At 74.3% G+C, this 14,092-nt stretch carries 13 protein-coding genes; 7 read left to right on the top strand and 6 right to left on the bottom strand.

All coding sequences use genetic code 11. The features are described from left to right. Positions 1-87 precede the first annotated feature (87 nt). Complete coding sequence (locus ACF08F_RS30165; RefSeq protein WP_392301691.1) at positions 88-1,182, bottom strand: bifunctional succinyldiaminopimelate transaminase/glutamate-prephenate aminotransferase; 1,095 nt, start codon at positions 1,180-1,182, stop codon at positions 88-90. A gap of 86 nt (positions 1,183-1,268) precedes the next feature. Further along, entirely contained in the window at positions 1,269-1,589 is a 321-nt protein-coding gene (fdxA, locus tag ACF08F_RS30170) for a ferredoxin (protein ID WP_015035968.1), read from the bottom strand. A 112-nt stretch (positions 1,590-1,701) separates the two neighbouring features. On the opposite strand from fdxA, the gene ACF08F_RS30175 reads away from it, so the two are divergent. The 6 genes from ACF08F_RS30175 to ACF08F_RS30200 all read left to right on the top strand — a co-directional run bounded on the left by ACF08F_RS30175 (position 1,702) and on the right by ACF08F_RS30200 (position 7,618). Beyond that, positions 1,702-2,703 carry a GNAT family N-acetyltransferase gene (locus ACF08F_RS30175; protein ID WP_392301692.1) on the top strand — a complete coding sequence of 334 codons (1,002 nt, stop codon included), beginning with the start codon at positions 1,702-1,704 and terminating at the stop codon, positions 2,701-2,703. Positions 2,704-2,710: 7 nt separating this feature from the next. Continuing rightward, positions 2,711-3,595: a tetratricopeptide repeat protein gene (locus ACF08F_RS30180; RefSeq protein WP_392301693.1), complete on the top strand. Its 885-nt coding sequence runs from the start codon at positions 2,711-2,713 to the stop codon at positions 3,593-3,595. Between the two features lie 123 nt (positions 3,596-3,718). Beyond that, positions 3,719-5,278, top strand: coding sequence for a serine/threonine-protein kinase (locus tag ACF08F_RS30185; protein ID WP_392301694.1), 1,560 nt, complete (start codon positions 3,719-3,721; stop codon positions 5,276-5,278). Next, positions 5,275-6,843 (top strand): serine/threonine-protein kinase, encoded by a 1,569-nt coding sequence (locus ACF08F_RS30190; RefSeq protein ID WP_392301695.1) that lies wholly within the window; start codon positions 5,275-5,277, stop codon positions 6,841-6,843. Before ACF08F_RS30185 ends, ACF08F_RS30190 begins: the two co-directional genes overlap by 4 nt. Before the next feature lie 119 nt (positions 6,844-6,962). Beyond that, on the top strand, positions 6,963-7,325 hold the full coding sequence (locus ACF08F_RS30195; protein WP_392301696.1) for a DUF1304 domain-containing protein: 363 nt from the start codon (positions 6,963-6,965) through the stop codon (positions 7,323-7,325). 68 nt (positions 7,326-7,393) lie between these two features. Continuing rightward, on the top strand, positions 7,394-7,618 hold the full coding sequence (locus ACF08F_RS30200; protein ID WP_392301697.1) for a hypothetical protein: 225 nt from the start codon (positions 7,394-7,396) through the stop codon (positions 7,616-7,618). Between the two features lie 98 nt (positions 7,619-7,716). Here ACF08F_RS30200 and ACF08F_RS30205 read toward each other — a convergent pair whose 3' ends face one another. The 4 genes from ACF08F_RS30205 to ACF08F_RS30220 all read right to left on the bottom strand — a co-directional run bounded on the left by ACF08F_RS30205 (position 7,717) and on the right by ACF08F_RS30220 (position 11,760). Beyond that, positions 7,717-10,131, bottom strand: a complete 2,415-nt coding sequence (locus ACF08F_RS30205) for a hypothetical protein (protein ID WP_392301698.1) — start codon at positions 10,129-10,131, stop codon at positions 7,717-7,719. 73 nt (positions 10,132-10,204) lie between these two features. Next, entirely contained in the window at positions 10,205-10,642 is a 438-nt protein-coding gene (locus ACF08F_RS30210; RefSeq protein WP_392301699.1) for a DUF6113 family protein, read from the bottom strand. Beyond that, a complete protein-coding gene (gene mshB / locus ACF08F_RS30215; RefSeq protein WP_392301700.1) occupies positions 10,639-11,529 on the bottom strand; it encodes an N-acetyl-1-D-myo-inositol-2-amino-2-deoxy-alpha-D-glucopyranoside deacetylase in 891 nt (296 codons plus the stop codon). The genes ACF08F_RS30210 and mshB overlap by 4 nt, the downstream gene beginning before the upstream one ends. Before the next feature lie 36 nt (positions 11,530-11,565). Continuing rightward, entirely contained in the window at positions 11,566-11,760 is a 195-nt protein-coding gene (locus ACF08F_RS30220; protein WP_046911704.1) for a hypothetical protein, read from the bottom strand. 169 nt (positions 11,761-11,929) lie between these two features. Between ACF08F_RS30220 and ACF08F_RS30225 the strand changes: the two genes are divergently transcribed. Beyond that, on the top strand, positions 11,930-14,092 hold the full coding sequence (locus ACF08F_RS30225) for a prolyl oligopeptidase family serine peptidase (RefSeq protein ID WP_392301701.1): 2,163 nt from the start codon (positions 11,930-11,932) through the stop codon (positions 14,090-14,092).

Raw genomic sequence — 14,092 nt, forward strand, 5'->3', positions numbered from 1 at the left:
CGGGGCGACCCTCCGCCTTGCGATCGCACGCACCAGACGCCGTCGGGCCCGCCCTTCGGGCGGCCGGCGCTACTTTCGCAACACGCCCTAGGCGAGGCGCTTCACGGCCGCCTCGACGCGCTCGTCCGTCGCCGTGAACGCGACCCGCACGAAACGCTCCCCGGCCTCGCCGTAGAAGTCGCCGGGCGCCACCAGGACGCCCTTCTCCGCCAGGTACGCCACGGTGTCCCAGCACGGCTCGTCCCGGGTCACCCACAGGTACAGGCTCGCCTCGCTGTGCTCGACCCGGAAGCCGTGCGCCTCCAGGGCCGCCCGCAGCGCCGCCCGGCGGGCCGCGTACCGCTCGCGCTGCTCGGCCACGTGCGCGTCGTCGCCGAGCGCCGCGACCGTCGCCGCCTGCACCGGGGCCGCGGTCATCATGCCGCCGTGCTTGCGGATCAGGAGCAGCTCGCCGAGGACCGCCGCGTCGCCCGCGACGAAGGCCGCACGGTAGCCGGCCAGGTTGGAGCGCTTGGAGAGCGAGTGGACGGCGACGATCCCCTCGTACGAACCGCCGCAGACGTCCGGGTGCAGGACGGAGACCGGGTCGGCCTCCCAGCCCAGCTCCAGGTAGCACTCGTCGGAGAAGACGAGGACGCCGTGCTCACGGGCCCAGGCGACGATCCGGGTCAGCTCGTCCTTGGCCAGGACCTTGCCCGTCGGGTTGGACGGGGAGTTCAGCCAGAGCAGCTTCAGACCGGCCGGGTCGAGCTCCGTCGGGTCGTCGTAGACGACGGGCTCGGCGCCGCAGAGCCGCGCGCCGACCTCGTACGTCGGGTAGGCGAGGCGCGGGTACGCCACCTTGTCCCCGGCGCCGAGGCCCAGCTGCGTCGGCAGCCAGGCGACGAGCTCCTTGGAGCCGACCACCGGCAGCACGTTCTCGTGGGCGAAGTCCACCGCGCCGAGTCGCCGCTCGCACCAGCCGGTGAGCGCGTCCCGCAGCTCCTTCGTCCCCCACACCGTGGGATAGCCCGGCGAGTCCGCCGCCGCGACCAGGGCGTCCTGGATCAGCGCGGGGACCGGGTCGACGGGCGTGCCGACCGAGAGGTCCACGATTCCGTCCGGGTGCGCCAGGGCCGTCTTCTTGTACGGCTCCAGCTTGTCCCAGGGGAAGACGGGCAGGCGCGAAGAGACTGCGCTCACGGGTTGGCTCTCACTTCCTCGTACGTACGGGAAAACGCCTCGGTCCCGTACGGCGACCGACGCCGTACGGGACCGGAAGCGGTCGATCAGCCGTTCTGCGGCGGCAGGGCGGCGATGAAGGGGTGGTCACGCTCGATCTCGCCGAGCTTGGAGGCACCACCGGGCGAGCCGAGCTCGTCGAAGAACTCGACGTTCGCCTTGTAGTAGTCCTTCCACTCCTCCGGGGTGTCGTCCTCGTAGAAGATCGCCTCAACCGGGCAGACCGGCTCACAGGCCCCGCAGTCGACGCATTCGTCCGGGTGGATGTACAAGGACCGCTTGCCCTCGTAGATGCAGTCGACGGGGCACTCCTCGATGCACGCCTTGTCCTTCACGTCGACACAAGGCTGCGCGATGACGTAGGTCACGCTGTCGTTCCTCCTCGATAGGGCTGGTCTGCGCGGGAGCGCGGCGTCGTCGATGCCCGCACCTAGTATCTCCGTTCTTGGGGGCGATCCGAACAGGAGGGGCGGAGAAGCTGTGGAATTGACCGGCGGAGGACTTCTCAAGGTCCGAATCACCAGCGCTGACGTGGGAAAACGTGTGTCCGTTCGGTACGTGACAGACTCGAGCGCCGGTGGAGCGACGTTCACCGACGCGGTCGGAGTGCTCACATCGTGGCACTCCGGTGTGGCGGTGATCACACGAAAGAGCGGGGAAACCGTCCGGATCGCGGAAGCCTCCCTCGTCGCGGGGAAGGTCGTCCCCCCGGCCCCGGCCCGCCGCAAGGGCCCCTCGGCCACCTTCCCGGAGCTGGCCCGGGCCACCGCGCGCGCCTGGCAGCCGGTCGAGAGCGAGCCGCTCGGCGAGTGGACCCTGCGGGCCGCCGACGGCTTCACCCGCCGCGCCAACTCCGTCCTGCCCCTCGGCGATCCCGGGCTCCCCGTGGCCGACGCCCTGATCCGTGTGCGCGAGTGGTACGCGGCCCGGAAGCTCCCCGCGTACGTCCAGACCGCGACCGGCGCCGAAGGCACCCAGGAGCTGCTGGGTGCCGAGCTCGACCGGCACGGCTGGCGGCGCGAGGTGTCCGCCGAGGTCCGGATCGCGGCGCTCGCCCCGATCGGCGACCTGGACGCCGACGTCTCCGCCGTACGCCTCTCCCGCGCGCTCGACGAGTCGTGGCTGCGCCGCTACCAGCGCTTCGGGGAGCCGAGCCCGGCGGTGCGGCCCGTCCTCACCTCCGGCCCGAGTGTGTGGTTCGCGTCCGTGGCGGGCACGGGAGAGGTACCGGCGGCGATCGGGCGCTGCGTCGTCGACGGCCGCTGGGCGGGCTTCTTGGCCGTCGAGGTCGACCCCGCGCTCCGGCGGCAGGGCCTGGCGACGACCGTCATGACGGCCCTCGCCCGGCAGGCGCTCGACGAGGGCGCGTCGGCGGCCTGGCTCCAGGTGGAGGCGGACAACGACGGCGCCCGGGCCTTGTACGACGGGATGGGCTTCGCGGTCCACCACCACTACCACCACTACCGATGGGCGGAGGCGTGACGGAGGCGTGACCGAGCACGGAGCCGGGTCCGACGGACCGGACGCACGGGCGGGCGACGGACCGCCGGAGGACGAACCCGACTGGCGCCGGGAGTTCGCGGAGGAGGCCCGGGCCGAGCGGCCCGACCTCGCCCGGCTCTGTCTGCTCGTCGGAGCGGTGGCCGACCCGGCCGTCACCCGGCACGTCATCGACGAGGCGGAGATCGAACTCGACCGCCTGGCCGGGCTCATCCCCTACGCCACCCGCAGCACCGGCGCCTGGGCCGCCGAGCTCGCCGCGCTCCTCGGCCACCGCGAGGGCTTCGAGGGCGTGCCCGCCGACTACCAGCGCCTGGAGTCCTCGCTGCTGCACGAGGTGCTGCGGCGCCGCCGGGGCCTGCCGATCCTGCTCTCCGTCGTCTGGATGGAGGTCGCCCGCCGGGCGGGCGCTCCCGTGTACGGGCTCGGGCTCCCCGGCCACTTCGTCGTCGGCTTCGGCGACCCCGCCGACCTGAACCTCGCCGACCCCTTCTCCGGCGGCCGGCCCCTGACGGGCCCGGACGCGGAGCTGCTCGTGGCGAGCGCGACGGGCGAGGCCCTCGACCGCTCCATGCTCCGGCCGGCCGAGCCGGGCGCGATCGTGCTGCGCGTCCTCAACAACATCCGCGCCTGGGCGGCCCCCCGCCCCGAGCGCTCCGACGTGGCCCTGTGGGCCGTGGAGCTCGCCCTGCTGCTGCCCTCGCACCCGGCGCGGCTGCGCTACGAGCGCGCGGAGCTGCTCGTCCAGCGCGGCGAGTTCCTCTCGGGGGCGGCGGAGATGGAGGCGTACGCGCGGGTGATGGACGCGGTGGACCCGGAGTCGGCGACGACGATCCGCCGCCGCGCCCAGGCGGCGCGGGCCCGGCTGAACTGAACAAGGCCGCCGCGCGCCGGACTTGCCCTTTCCGTGGGTGTCTCGCGGATCACTCCGGGATTCGGGAGTGATCCGCGGCCGCCGCGACTAGGATCCCTTCCCGTTCACGGGGGAGGTGATCGCGTGGGTCCGTCGACGCCGGACGATCCGACGCGGGTGGGGCCGTTCCGCACGGTCGCGGTGCTCGGGCAGGGCGGCATGGGCCGGGTCCTGCTCGGGGTCGCGCCGAACGGCAGCCTGGTCGCCGTCAAGCAGGTGCACGCCGAGCTGGCCGACGACGAGGGCTTCCGGTCCCGGTTCCGCCGCGAGGTCGACGCCTCGCGGCGGGTGTCCGGCGCCTACACGGCGCCCGTGGTCGACGCCGACCCGGACGCCCCGACGCCCTGGCTCGCCTCGCTCTTCCTCCCCGGGCTCCCGCTGAGCGACGTCCTCGCGGACGGCGTCCTGCCCGAGGAGGCGGTACGGCAGCTGGCCGCCGGCCTCGCCCAGGCGCTGGTCGACATCCACCGTGCGGGCCTCGTCCACCGGGACCTCAAGCCCTCGAACGTGATGCTCACCGACGACGGCGTCCGGGTGATCGACTTCGGCATCGCACGGGCGGGTGACCAGCTGACGAAGCTCACCCACACCGGCGCGCTCATCGGCTCCCCCGCGTTCATGGCACCGGAGCAGATCACCGGCGGGGCGCCGACGCCCGCCGCCGACGTGTTCGCGCTCGGTGCCGCCCTGGTCGTGGCCTGTACGGGGAGGACTCCGTTCAGCGGCGGCTCGGCCCCCGCGCTGATGTACAGCATCGCCCACGAGGAACCCGACCTCGACGCCGTACCGCCGGGGCTGCGCGAGCTCCTCGCGGCGTGCCTCGCCAAGGACCCCGCGGCCCGTCCCTCGCCGCGGGACCTCCTGGCCCTCGTCGGTCCGGTGGCGCCGACCGCCCGGCCCTGGCCCGAGGCCGTGCACCGGCGGATCGCCGGCCGGTCCGCCGAGGTCGCCCGGCTGGTGCGCGAGGCACCCGCGCCGCCGCCCCCTCCGCCGCCGCTCCCCCGGGTACGGAGCCGGGGCCGCCGGCGCTGGACGGCCGCCGCCGTCGCCGCCGGGGTCCTCGTGGTCACCGGGGCGGTGTTCGCGGCGACGGGCTGGGCGGAGGACGTGTACTACACGTTCGTCGACGAGCCCGTGCCGACGCCGGGGAACGTGCCGCTGAGCCGGGTGGCGGACGCTTACACCGGGACCATCCCCTCCTGCGAGGACATGCTCCCCGAGCTGAAGGTGCCCGCCGGGTTCACCCAGCAGCCGACCCAGGACGGGGGTCCCCCCACCACCCGGGACGACGGCACCAAGAGGAACCAGTGCACCTGGAACACCCGCTCAGGCGACCAGATCGTCGTGGTCTGGGAGCTCTACCGGAGCAGGCCGGGCGGCCCCACCGGAGCCGAGCTCTCGAAGAAGCACTACGAAGGCATGTACATGCGCGGCTCGACCCTGCGGGTCTCGACGCTCGACTTCGTCGAGGAGGCCCTCTGGTACAAGCCCGACGGTCACTGCGTGCTGTACGCCCGGGACGTCAACCTGGAGCTCTTCGTCCAGGTGAAGGGACCGAACTACCCCCTGGGCACATGTGAGGACCTGACCGAGAACAGCGCGCGGCAGGCCGTCGCGCTGGTGAAGCCCGAGGCGGCACAGTGACGAGGCCCCTGAGCCCCACCGACCCCCGCGAGGCGGGCCCCTACCGACTCCTCGCCGAACTCGGCCGCGGCGGCATGGGCCGCGTCCTCCTCGGCGCCGCGCCCGACGGGCGGCTCGCGGCCGTGAAGCAGGTGCACGCCCGGTTCGCCCACGACGAGGGCTTCCGCGCCCGGTTCCGGCGCGAGGTCGACGCCTCCCGGAAGGTGTCCGGCGCCTTCACGGCGGCCGTGCTGGACGCCGACGCCGACGCGCCCGTCCCCTGGCTCGCCTCCGTCTTCGTCGCCGGGCCCTCGCTCGGGGCGGCGGTGGAACGGTCCGGCACGCTGCCCGTCGAGACCGTGCGGCGGCTCGCCGTGCAGCTCGCGACGGCCCTGGACGAGATCCACCGGGCCGGGATCGTCCACCGCGACCTGAAGCCGGAGAACGTCCTGCTCTCGGTGGACGGCGCCCGGGTCATCGACTTCGGCATCGCCCGGATCGCCGAGTCGGGGAACGTCACCGAGCTCACGGGCACCGGCCTCGTGGTCGGCTCCCCCGCCTTCATGTCGCCCGAACAGGCCGAGGGCAAGGAGCTGACCCCGGCGAGCGACGTGTTCTCGCTGGGCTCGCTCCTGGCGCTCGCCTCGACGGGCACGAGCCCGTTCGCGGCCCCCTCGACCCTCCAGGCCCTCTACAACGTCGTCCACACGGAACCCGACCTCGGCGCCGTACCACCGGAACTCGCCGGCCTGCTGGGCCGGTGCCTGTCCAAGGACCCGACGGCCCGCCCCACCCCCGCGCAGCTCCTCGCCGCGCTCGGCCCGGCGGCCCCGACCGCCCGGCCGTGGCCGCCCGCCGTCCACGCGATGATCGAGGAGCAACAGCGCTCCGTCGACCGCCTGCTCGGCTCCCCCGACGACCCCGAACGCACGGTGGTCGTCCCGCCCGACGGGGGTACGGCAGCGACCCCGACGGCGGTCGTCACCCAGGCCGCCCCCGCCGCTCCGGCGCGCCGCCGCCGGGGCCCGGTCGCCGTCGCCGCGGCCGTCGCCCTGTGCGTCCTCGGCGTCGGCGCCTGGTGGTCCCTCAAGGACGGCGGGCTTCTGGCGGGTCCCCCGGACACGTACCTGACGATGCCGGTGTGCGCGGAGGTCGCCGCGAAGATCGCGCTCCCGGGACGGAACGCGACCCGGGACTCGTACACCGAGTACTCGGACTCGGCCTCGACCAGCTGCTCCTGGAACGACAGGGACGAGACGCAGCGGGACGGCTGGAGCTTCTACTCCCACGCCATGGTCCGCTGGGAACTGCGTCGCAGCGCGGGCACGGACGAGAACGCGACGGACCGCCAGGAGGACGAGTTCGCGGACGACGCGGAGGGCGGACGCGGGACGAGCCTCCCCTTCGCCGACGAGGCCTACTGGAGCGCCCCGAGCGGCAGCGACACGAACTGCGTGCTCAACGCCCGCAAGGGGAACCTGATCGTGGCCGTGGTCCTGGGCGGCGAACGCCACCCGCCCGAGACGTGCGAGCGGGAGGCGACGACGATCGCCCGGGCGGCCATCACGGCGATGCCGAGCGACTGAGCGGGGAGGGGACCGGGGCCTGAGCGGGCAGGGGCCGGGCCTGAGCCGGGAGCGGGCCGGGGCCGTCGGCCACCGCGTCGCGGACCGCCCCGCCTCCACCTCCGCGACACAATGCGGCCATGGATCTGACCGCCGACATCCTCGTCGCCCTGATCGCCCTCCTCCACCTCTACATCCTGGTGATGGAGATGTTCCTGTGGGAGAAGGAGACCGGCCGCGGCTTCTCCGGCTTCGACGCCCAGATGGCCCGCGCCACCGCCCCCATGGCCGCCAACCAGGGCCTCTACAACGGCTTCCTCGCCGCGGGGCTCGTCTGGGGGCTGGTCGCCGACGACCCGATCGGCTACCGGGTGAAGATCTTCTTCCTCTCCTGCGTCGTCATCGCCGGCATCTACGGCGCCGCGACCGCCAACCGCCGGATCCTCTTCGCCCAGGCCCTGCCCGGCGCGCTCGCCCTCTCCGCCGTGATCGTGGCGGGCTGAGCCCGTCGGAGCTAACGTGATCCACGCCACTGTGTGACCGGAACAGCACACAGGGCGAAAGGCTGGCGATGCACACCCCTCACGGCCCCGGCGCCTTCGTCGCCCACACGGGCACCGACGTCTACGGCCCCGGCAAGGTCATCGGCGTGGACGGAGCGCACCGGCGGGTGCGGTTCACGCGCTTCGTGGCGACGATCCCCGCGGACGACCTCCGCCCGGCGTCCGCCGCCGAGACGCGGGAGATCCAGGCCTGGCTGCGGGACAGACGGCAGCGGTACGGGGGCGACTGGTGACCGCGCCTCGGGCGTCGCGCGACGGTGGCCCGGACGCGTGACACCCCCGCCCGACGGTGGTCGGACGGGGGTGCGGAGCCGCGGGTACGGCCCGGGTGTCAGCCGTTGCCGGAGAGGTCGATCGTCTTCGTGCGCTCGGCCTTCGTCTTGCCCAGCAGGGCGTCGCGCATCACGAAGGCCACGTCGTCGGCGGACACCTGGTGCTTGGTGCCGTCGCCCTTGGTGATCATGATGCCGTCGAAGGCTCCGTCGAGGAGCCGCTCGATCGCCTTCTTGTCGTAGACCTCGACCAGGCGGCCGTCGACGGCCTTCATGGAGAGGATCTGCGGCAGCGAGCGCGCCGGGCCGAACTGGATCTCCTTGCCGCCCGCCTTGATGGTGATGCGGTCGGACATCGCCGGCTGGGCGAACTCCCGCATCGCCCGGTCCAGCTCGGCCTTCGAGACCGAGGGCCGGAGCGTGGTGACGGGGAGTTCGACGACCTTGCCCTGGCCCGTCTCGACCTGGGCGCGGAAGGCGTCCCGGACGGAGATCATCGAGCGCTGGACGTCCATGCCGTTGCCCGGCTTGCCCTCGATCGCGGTCACCTTGTTCGGCGCGAAGCGGATCGTCGCCTCGGTCGCGGAGGCGGAGCTGCCCGCCAGGTCCCGGAGGGCGACGGCGAGCTTCTCCTCGTCGACCGGGAAGACCGGCTTGGCGACCCGCTGCTCGCCGAAGAGGGAGCCGATGACGGAGACCGGGTTGTAGTCGCTGCCGGCGGCCGCGCGGACGGTCTCCTGGCTGTCGAGGGCCAGGCCCGCCTTCTCCGGCGGCATCTGGACCTTCTTGCCGCCGACGCTGAGCTGGAGCGGCGCGGCGGCCCGCTTGCCGAGGGCGGCCTCCAGCTTGTTGACGGCCTCCTCCTTCGTGCCGCCGCCGATGTCCACGCCGAGCACCGTGGTGCCCTTGGGGACGTCGGAGTGGTTGAGGAGCAGTCCGGCGCCGTAGGCGATGCCCGCGAGGCCGACGACGCCCACGGCGACGAGGACCAGCTTGGAGCGGCCCTTCTTCGCCGGGGCGCGGCTCGGCGCCGGGGCGGGACGTGCGGCCGCGGGCGCGGGGGCCGGGGCCTCCTCGATGCGCGGGGTGAGGTTCGGGCGGGCCGCCGCCGGCGGGACGACCGGGATGCCGCTCGTGAGCGTGTCGCCGGAGACGTGACCGCCGCCGTCGGCGGCCAGGCCCTGGCCGGGGGCCCTGCCCGGGCCGCCGGGGGTCTGCGGGCGCATCGGCCCGGGGACCGGTCCCTGGCCCTGTCCCGGGCCCTGGGCGGGCTTCGGGGCGGGCGGCTGCGGGGTCAGGATCGCCGTGTCGTCCGACATGCGCGGGGCGCCGCCGGGTGCGCCGGGCACACGAGGCGCGCCCGGGAACGGCGAGGCGGGCGCGGGGCCGCCGAGCGAGGCGGTGCCGGTGACCGGGCCGGTGGTGGGTCCGGACGGCGGGGCCTGGTACGCCGGCGTGCCCCCCGAGGGCGTGCCGTCGTACAGGGGCGTACCGGCCGCCGGGGTCCCGTCGTACATCGGGGTCCCGGCCGAGGGGGTGCCGTCGTACATCGGGGTCCCGGCCGAGGGGGTGCCGTCGTACATCGGCGTGCCGCCCGAAGGGGTCCCGTCGTACATCGGGGTTCCGGCCGAGGGGGTCCCGTCGTACATCGGCGTGCCGCCCGAGGGCGTGCCGTCGTAGATCGGCATGCTGCCCGTGGCGGGGCCGTCGTAGCCGGGCGTTCCCTCGTACCGGGGGCTGCCTCCGGCCGGGGTGCCGATGTCGTACAGCGGGTTGCCGGCGCCGGGGTGCGCCGTCACCGGGCGGCTCGACGGGGTCGTGCCGACCGTCGGGACGCCGGAGGTGGCGGAGCCCGCGAAGCCCGTGCCCGGCGCGTCCGGGGCCGCGGCGAGCGGGCCCGGGGCCGCCGGGGCGGCGGGCGCGGCGGGGGCGGCGGGCGCGGCCGGGGTCGGAGCGGGGGCGGGGGACGCCTTGCGCGGGGCGAACCAGTCGCTCGTCTCCTTGGCCTTCGGCGCCTCCTCGGCGCCTGCCGGCTCCGGGGCCGCGACCGGCTCGGGAGCCGCCTCCGGCGCCGGGGGCTCCGCCACGGGCGCCGGCTCCGGCGCCGCCGCCGTCTCCGGCGGGGACGCCTCGGCGACCGGCTTGCGGACGACGACGGGCGGGATCGGACGCGAACCCGGGATGTTGATCCGGATCCGGGTCGTCAGCGTCGTCTCGGTCTTGGGCTCCTCCGGCAGCGCGGGCGCGGCGGGGGTCTCCTCCGACGACTGGCGGGATCCGTACGGCGGGGTACCCGAGGGGTACGCGGCTCCACCGCGCCCCTGGGCGCCGGAGGACGAACTGTCAGTCTCTCGACCAGTTTCACGACTCAAAGCAGGATCTCCCGGTTGGCTCCACCGCCCGCTCTTGCTGATGCTCGTGTAACCCGGGCGGTTCGGCGGCGCGCACCACCATACTGGGCAGCGCCGCCGCATACCCGACCCCTGGGTGGCGGACGACGGGCAATCCGGCCGAAGTCAGGGCGTCCCCGGTCTCAAGTCGTCCTGTTCACGGGGTCGGTCGCGGGACCCGGGGCAACGTGGCGCAGATCACAGCGATCGCCATGCCTCCGAAGAGGAACAGCAGGTCTCCGCCGCCTCCGCCGAACACCCCGTCGCCCTCCGGGCGTCCGAAGCTGAGCAGGATGACGGCCACGAGCCAGCCGCCGCCCGCGGCGACGACGCCGAGCTGGGTGCCGGTGGCGCGGAGCCCTCCGTAGCAGACGGCGCCGGTGGCGAGGAGACCGAGGAGCAGGCCGGCGGGGAACCAGGCGGCCTGGACGAGGGCTCCGGCGGTCCCGACGAGGGCGCCGAGCACGACCAGTGCGCCGTACCAGGCGTACCGGACGCCCGGGGAGGTCGGGAGGGAGGCCGGCGCCGGGGCGGGGGCGGGGGTCCGGGGGGAGCCGCCCGAGGAGGCCCGGGAGGCACGGGAGGCGGCGCTCACGCGGTCACCCCCGCGAAGAGGTCCGTCTCGCGGACGCCGGCGGGGGCGCCCGGGGTGCCCTGGACGAGCTCGTAGTACTCGGTGGTGAAGATCGGCTGGCCGAGGTCGTTGGAGAGCGCGAAGAAGGGGCCGTCGACCGCGACTTGGGTGGCGTGCGCGGCCATGGCCGCGGTCTTGCGGGCCGTGTGCTCGGGGCCCGCGGCGATCTCGGTGGTGATCCGGTCCTCGTCGACGACCCCGGGGACGTCGTCGACCGCGGCGACGGCGGGAAAGGCGGAGCCCTCGGCGCGCAGCCGGGCGAAGCCGGCCTCGGCGACCGGGCGCGGGACGCGGTTCCAGTAGATCTTGGCGATCGTGTGGGCGGGTCCGAGGTCGGGGCGGTAGTCCGGGTCGGCGGCGAGTTCGGCGGCGCGGGTGGCGACCCGGTGGGCCTGGATGTGGTCGGGGTGGCCGTAGCCGCCGTCGGGGTCGTAGGTGACGAGGACCTGGGGGCGGGTCTCGCGGATGACCTCGACGAGGTGGGGGGCTGCGGTGTCGACGTCCGTGTTCCAGAACGCGTTCTCGCGCTTGTTCTGCTCGGCGCCCATCATTCCGGAGTCGCGGAAGCGGCCGGGGCCGCCGAGGAAGCGGTGGTCGGTGACGCCCAGCTCGGTCATCGCGGCGGCGAGTTCGCCGACGCGGTGGGGGCCGAGCCGGTCCTCGCGGTCGGGGGCCAGGTGGGCGAGGGCGGGCGGGATGACCTCGCCCTCCTCGCCGAGCGTGCAGGTGACCAGCGTGACAAGGGCGCCCTCGGCCGCGTACCTGGCCATGGTGGCGCCGTTGTTGATCGACTCGTCGTCCGGGTGCGCGTGCACGAGGAGCAGACGACGGGCGGGAAGATCGGTCATGGCCCCAGCCTACGAGACCCGCCGCGCCCTACGAGGTCAGAACTTCAGGCCGCCGATCATGCTCGCCACGTTCGTCGTGAGCGTGCTGATCGAGGGGGCGATGGAGGAGCTCGCCAGGTAGAAGCCGAGGAGCGCGCAGATCGCCGCGTGGCCTGCCTTCAGTCCTGATTTCCGGATCAGCAGGAAGACGACGATCGCCAGCAGCACCACCACCGAAATCGAGAGTGCCACGGCGGTCCACCTCCACACTTCTTCGGTCGGATATTCGATCGGTTCGGTCCACGAGCATGTGCCAGTCGGGTACATACCCACCTAGCGCTACGGATCATAACTATCCGTGCCATCGCATCGATCGGCGGACAGGGGCACGAGGGGGGCGCACGGCGCTAGTTTCAGCCGCATGACCTCGCCTCGACAGTCGTCGGCCGCACCCCGGGCCGCGCTCTCCTTCCCCCGTCAGCAGGCCCGGACCCAGCGCTTCACGCTGGGTGTTCCGCGCGGCTTCTCGGTCTCCCCGGACGGGGAGCGCGTCGTGTTCGTCAGATCCGCGTCGGGGACCGACCGTTCGCACAAGCTGTGGGTTCTCGATCTTCCGTCGGGCGGTGTGCCGGTGGAGCGGGTGGCGGCCGACCCCGGGACGCTGCTCGACGGAGCGGCGGAGGAGCTGTCTCCGGAGGAGCGGGCGCGGCGGGAGCGGAGCCGGGAGGGCTCGGGCGGGATCGTGGCGTACGCGGTGGACTCGGCCGTGGAGCTGGCGGCGTTCGCCCTGTCGGGGCGGCTTTTCACGGCGGAGCTGCGGGCCGGGACGGCGCGGGAGCTCCCGGTGCCGGGGCCGGTGATCGACCCGCGTCCCTCGCCGGACGGGCGGCTCGTCGCGTATGTGGCGGAGGGTGCGCTGCGGGTGGTCGGAGCGGATGGTTCCGGCGATATGGAACTCGCCGCTCCGGAAGACGGGCACAGCTCCTACGGATTGGCCGAATTCATCGCCTCCGAGGAGATGGGGAGGGACCGCGGATTCTGGTGGTCGCCCGGTTCGGACCGGCTGCTCGTCGCGCGCGCGGACGACCGGGCCGTACGCCGCTGGTGGATCGCCGACCCGGCGCATCCCGGGCAGGCGCCCCAGGAGGTCGCGTACCCGGCGGCGGGGACGGACAACGCCGAGGTGCGGCTCTTCCTCGTGGGGCTCGACGGGGCGCGCACCGAGGTGGCGTGGGACCGGGAGCGGTATCCGTACCTCGCGCGCGTGCACTGGTCGGCGGCGGGGGCCCCGCTGCTGCTCGTCCAGGCGCGGGACCAGCGGACGCAGCTGAACCTGGCGGTGGACCCGGAGTCCGGGAAGACCTCGACCGTGCGGAAGGAGGAGGACCCCGCGTGGCTGGAGCTGCTGCCGGGGGTGCCGGCGTGGTCGCCGGACGGGGAGCTCGTCCGGGTCACGGACGAGAGCGGGGCGCGGGCCCTCACCGTCGGGGAGCGGCTCCTGACGGACGGGACGCTGCACGTCAGGGCGGTGCTCGGCTTCGGGGAGGACGACGTCCTCGTCTCGGCCTCGGCCGGGGCGGCGGCCGGGGCGCCGGAGACCGGCGAGATCCATGTGTACCGGGTGACCGAGCGGGGCGCGGAGCGGATCTCCGAGGGGGCCGGGGTGCACCGGGCGGTGCGCTCGGGTCCCGTGACGGTGCTGGTCTCGGCGCGGCCGGACGCGCCCGGGAGCGTGGCGCGGGTGCTGCGGGACGGCGCGGAGGTCGCCGTGGTGGGCTCGTACGCGCAGGAGCCGGTGGTCTTCCCCCGGGTGCGGCTCACGGAGGCGGGTGCCCGGCGGATCCCGTGCGCGGTGCTGCTGCCCACGGGGTACGCGGAGGGGGACGGGCCGCTTCCGGTGCTGCTCGATCCGTACGGCGGTCCGCACGGGCAGCGCGTGCTCGCCGCGCACCAGGCCTATCTGACGTCCCAGTGGTTCGCCGACCAGGGCTTCGCGGTGGTCGTCGCGGACGGGCGGGGCATGCCGGGCCGCTCCCCCGCCTGGGAGAAGGCGCTCCTGCGCGATCTGTCGCCGACGCTCGACGACCAGGTGGAGGCGGTGCGGGCGCTGGCCGGGAGCTTCCCGCTGGACCTGGGGCGGGTGGCGATCCGCGGCTGGTCGTTCGGCGGCTATCTCGCCGCCCGGGCGGTGCTCCAGCGGCCGGACGTCTTCCACGCGGCGGTCGCCGGGGCACCGGTGACGGACTGGCGGCTGTACGACACGCACTACACGGAGCGGTACCTGGGCACCCCGCAGGACGGTCCCGAGGTGTACGCGGCGCAGTCGCTGCTCGGCGACGACGGTCTGACGGCGCCGGAGGGTCCCGCGCGGCCGATGATGGTCGTGCACGGTCTCGCCGACGACAACGTGGTCTTCGCGCACGCGCTGCGGCTCTCCTCGGCCCTGCTCGCGGCGGGCCGGCCGCACGAGGTGCTGCCGCTGTCCGGGGTCACGCACATGACTCCGCAGGAGCAGGTGGCGGAGAACCTGCTCCTGCTCCAGGTGGACTTCCTGAGGAGGGCGCTGGGCCTGGCGGCGCCCTGA

It is taken from the genome of Streptomyces sp. NPDC015130 (assembly GCF_043080005.1).
Lineage (GTDB): Bacteria > Actinomycetota > Actinomycetes > Streptomycetales > Streptomycetaceae > Streptomyces.

Bases quoted from the DNA above. Each gene is read 5' to 3' on its own strand.
- ACF08F_RS30205 (WP_392301698.1), bottom strand. From the start codon at position 10,131: ATGCGGCGGCGCTGCCCAGTATGGTGGTGCGCGCCGCCGAACCGCCCG.
- ACF08F_RS30200 (WP_392301697.1), top strand. From the start codon at position 7,394: ATGCACACCCCTCACGGCCCCGGCGCCTTCGTCGCCCACACGGGCACC.
- mshB (WP_392301700.1), bottom strand. From the start codon at position 11,529: ATGACCGATCTTCCCGCCCGTCGTCTGCTCCTCGTGCACGCGCACCCG.
- ACF08F_RS30225 (WP_392301701.1), top strand. From the start codon at position 11,930: ATGACCTCGCCTCGACAGTCGTCGGCCGCACCCCGGGCCGCGCTCTCC.
- ACF08F_RS30195 (WP_392301696.1), top strand. From the start codon at position 6,963: ATGGATCTGACCGCCGACATCCTCGTCGCCCTGATCGCCCTCCTCCAC.